We start from the raw sequence: 3,485 nt of genomic DNA, 5'->3' as shown, positions 1-3,485 counted from the left end.
CGATTGCAGGACGATGGTCATCGAATTCAGATGGGTGCCGATCACGCCCTTTTGCTCGCCCGTCGTGCCTGACGTGTAGAGCAAGGTGTTGTGATCATCGAGTGTAACGCCTTCCATCCGCACTTCGGGCGCATGGGCGCTGATAAGTGCCTCATATGCGCTGTCATCGCCGCCACCGCGTCCGACCACAGGGCAGGCGCAACCGTCGAGCAGCCCGGCGAAATCGGGATCGACGAAGACAACGCACGGTATAGCATCGGCGATGACCTTGGTCATTTCCCCCGCGCTCAACCGCCAGTTGAGCGGCATGAAAACGGCTCCGATTTTCCAGCACGCAAACATCAACTCGAAATGATCGGTGCTGTTTCGGGCAAGCATGCCGACCCTGTCGCCCTTCAAAACACCCAGGGTGTTGCGCAAGGCGGTGGCCAGCCGGGTCGCACGATCATTGAAGGCAGCGTAGGTGAAACGGCGTGCCGTCGTCAGATCGACTGCCGCCAGTCGCTCTGGATTGTACGATGCCTGATAGTGGAGCCAATCACTGACCAGAGATGCTCTTTCTGTGGCCACGCAGCTCTCCCTATTCGGTGTCCCATCGACACGGGATCAATCGTAGATTTGTCCGGACAAATATGCAAGACCACGGCTCAGACTCAATGCCCGTCCAGCGCGACAATAGACATAGGTGAATGAGCCGATGCTATTTGCCTTTTTTGTATTTGGCCCGCTTGGGATGGCTCGTCTGTTTGACTTTGGCCGTCACGATACCGGCAAGCGCACAACGGACCCAGCCTTGGAGCGAGTCGGTGGTCAGCGTCGAAGTCATGCCTGCCGCAACCTGCCTGTTCCGCTCCGCCCTGCCGGCTCCGCTCCACAGGCAATTGCTGCACCCGCGCCCATGCGCAACAACTACGGCCCGGCTCTAATCCCTGCTGGGTGAAAGCAGGGAGGGCAGATCAGGCCAGTCCAGTTTGCCCGGGACGCAAAATTACAGCCAGTCAGGATGCCGGGCAATAGGCTATCTTGCAACGGCACCTTCTGCATAGGCCGCGATCGCCGCCGCCTGACCAGTCTGCTTGATGATTGCCTGAGTCCTGAAGTATCGCAACAACCCGGCGGAACCCATCCGGCTGGGGCCCATCCCCGATAGTTTGAACGAGGAGTTTTCCGCATCCCAAACTCCGGATGTCAGCGATCCGTCGTTGATGGAGACGGCTCCAGCTTCAAGCTGCGCAGCGACTTTTTCGGCTTCGACAGGGTCGCCGATCACGGCGGCGGAGAGCCCGTAAATGCTGTCATTGGCCAACCGGATTGCTTCGTCGATCTCGTCATAAACGGTGACCGGGATCACCGGCCCGAAGGATTCCTCGGCGATGATCGCCATCTGAGGGGTCACATCGATCAGCACGGTCGGCCGCAGGTACTTGCCGCCGCCAAGCACCTCGATCCTGCCGCCTGTCAGGACAGTTGCGCCGCCCGCCACCGCTGCGTCGATCTGCGCCTGAACCTTGTCGCCCTGCGGTGGAAAAATGAACGGACCGATGTGGCCTCTGGCGATATCGGGATAGTTGAGCTCCACCGCATCGGCCTGTGCAACCAGCGCTGCAAGGAAGGCATTCGCGATCGAGCGATGGACGTAGAGCCGCTCGATCGACTGGCAAGCCTGGCCATTGGCCACCACGCTGGAGCGCAGCGCGATGCTGGCTGCTGTTGCAGGGTCAGCCGAAGCAAGCACGATCATCGGATCCTTGCCACCAAGCTCGAGATTGGCCGGGATGAAGGCCGCAGCGGCGGCTTCGGCAACTTTGCGCCCGGTCGCCACCGAGCCGGTAAAACACACGTAATCGACGGAAGCCACGATAGCCCGGCCCGTGTCGGCATCTCCTTCGACAACGCACAGCACTTTCTCCAGCTCGGGCACCGCAGCAATTGCCTTGCGCAGCTCTGGAATGAAACGCGGCGTCACCTCCGATGGCTTGATCAACACAGCGCAGCCCGCCAGCAAGGCCGGGATGGCGTCAATCAGGGCCAGCAGCAAGGGGAAGTTCCACGGCGCGATCACGCCAAGTAACGGATAAGGAACGTGGCGATTGCTGATCAGGATGCCGGGATTGGCGCTGGGCACGTCGGTCTTGTCGAGCGCGGCGATCATCACAGGGCCTTGCGCGGCCCAGCGCTGCAATATTCCAACAACCCCCAGCAGCTCGATGTTGGCGATCGCCAGCCGTCCCGTGTCGATGCTTAGCTTGCTGCAAATCGGCCCCATGTTGGCCTGCAAAGCCTCGGCCCATTTCAGCAGCACCGCAGCACGGCCCTCGGCCCCAAGCCCCCGCCAAGCAGGTTGATTGGCCCGAAGCCGCGCGGCGGCACCGTCAATCTCGGCAGCGCTGGCAGCATTAATGGCGTAGTCGATCTCGCCGGTGCGTGGGTTGCAGACGGGGATTCTCATCGGTTGAGCTCAATCAGTTCGTACCAGGTCATCATATAGCCTCCGACCCCGCCCTTAAGAAAAATGGCATCGTCGTCATCGGTGATCCACAGTTCATAGGGCGGATGCTCGCCCGCCATACCGCTGGCACCGTCATCAGAGAACTGGAATTTTCGTGCTGCAAAAGTTCCGGCTCGGACCGTCACTTCTTCCTTGCCAAGGTATTGCGCATCGATCTTGACTTGGGCGATCATTGGCGGGGTTGCGCCGCGATGGTCGGGTGACGGCAGGTAGCAGTTGAACTTGCGCTTCTGGCCCTCGCTCCACTCCTTGGTCGACAGCAGATAGCCATCGGAAATGATCGGGTGAGTGCCAAACCCATCGACCGGAAGCTCGGCCACAACGCGTTGGCTCAGTCGCCCAATCGACGGGCCATAGCTTTCACATTCGATCGTTTCACCATCGAAACGCAACCAACCCGAGCCCATGAAGTTATCACCCACGGTCAGTCGAACGTGCAGGTCCATTGGTTGTTTGTTCTCGTCGAGCGCGTAGATGATGTCACGCATCACCGTCGGCTCGGGCTCATAAATCTCGCAGTGCGCGCGCAACGTCACTTTGCCGTCGGAATGGCGCGTGAACATGAAGGTTTCGAAGCCGCGAACCTTGCCCATCATATCCGGCTTGCGCGAGGTATATTCCAGCCTGCCTTCGATCACGCGGTGCTTCATCGCCGGTCTCCCAGGAACCCTATCAACAGCAATTCACCTTACGGACGATTTTGCGCTTGCCAAGCCCAATTTGTCCGGACAAATTTAATTCAAGAGAAAATTGGAGTGAACGATGCATTTTGCCGAACTGGACTTGCTGCGCTGGGTGCACATCATTGCCATGGTCTATTGGCTGGGCGGCGAATGGGGGGTGTTCCAAACGAGCTACAATGTCACCAACAGTGCTCTCAGCCTGGCAGAGCGCAAACGACATATGGAGACCGCCTATCGGATCGATATCTTGGCGCGCACCGGGATCGTGCTGCTGTTCCCGCTTGGATTGCATA

At 59.4% G+C, this 3,485-nt stretch carries 4 protein-coding genes; 1 reads left to right on the top strand and 3 read right to left on the bottom strand.

Features of this window, described 5'->3' with window-relative positions; all coding sequences use genetic code 11:
- The 3 genes from ACILQF_RS12995 to ACILQF_RS12985 form a co-directional block, all read right to left on the bottom strand.
- A partial coding sequence (locus ACILQF_RS12995) for an AMP-binding protein (RefSeq protein WP_395627825.1) occupies positions 1-570 on the bottom strand: 570 nt, incomplete at its 3' end.
- A 448-nt stretch (positions 571-1,018) separates the two neighbouring features.
- Complete coding sequence (locus ACILQF_RS12990) at positions 1,019-2,449, bottom strand: aldehyde dehydrogenase family protein (protein WP_395627824.1); 1,431 nt, start codon at positions 2,447-2,449, stop codon at positions 1,019-1,021.
- Entirely contained in the window at positions 2,446-3,159 is a 714-nt protein-coding gene (locus ACILQF_RS12985) for a hypothetical protein (RefSeq protein ID WP_395627823.1), read from the bottom strand. Before ACILQF_RS12985 ends, ACILQF_RS12990 begins: the two co-directional genes overlap by 4 nt.
- A 112-nt stretch (positions 3,160-3,271) precedes the next feature.
- Here ACILQF_RS12985 and ACILQF_RS12980 point away from each other — a divergent pair.
- A partial coding sequence (locus tag ACILQF_RS12980) for a hypothetical protein (RefSeq protein ID WP_395627822.1) occupies positions 3,272-3,485 on the top strand: 214 nt, incomplete at its 3' end.

This window comes from Daejeonella sp. (genome assembly GCF_044232565.1).
Classification (GTDB): Bacteria; Bacteroidota; Bacteroidia; order Sphingobacteriales; family Sphingobacteriaceae; genus Daejeonella.
The sequence above is the reverse complement of the archived record's forward strand: the minus strand, read 5'-3'. Positions and strand labels throughout refer to the sequence as shown.

Bases quoted from the DNA above. Each gene is read 5' to 3' on its own strand.
- ACILQF_RS12990 (WP_395627824.1), bottom strand. From the start codon at position 2,449: ATGAGAATCCCCGTCTGCAACCCACGCACCGGCGAGATCGACTACGCC.
- ACILQF_RS12985 (WP_395627823.1), bottom strand. From the start codon at position 3,159: ATGAAGCACCGCGTGATCGAAGGCAGGCTGGAATATACCTCGCGCAAG.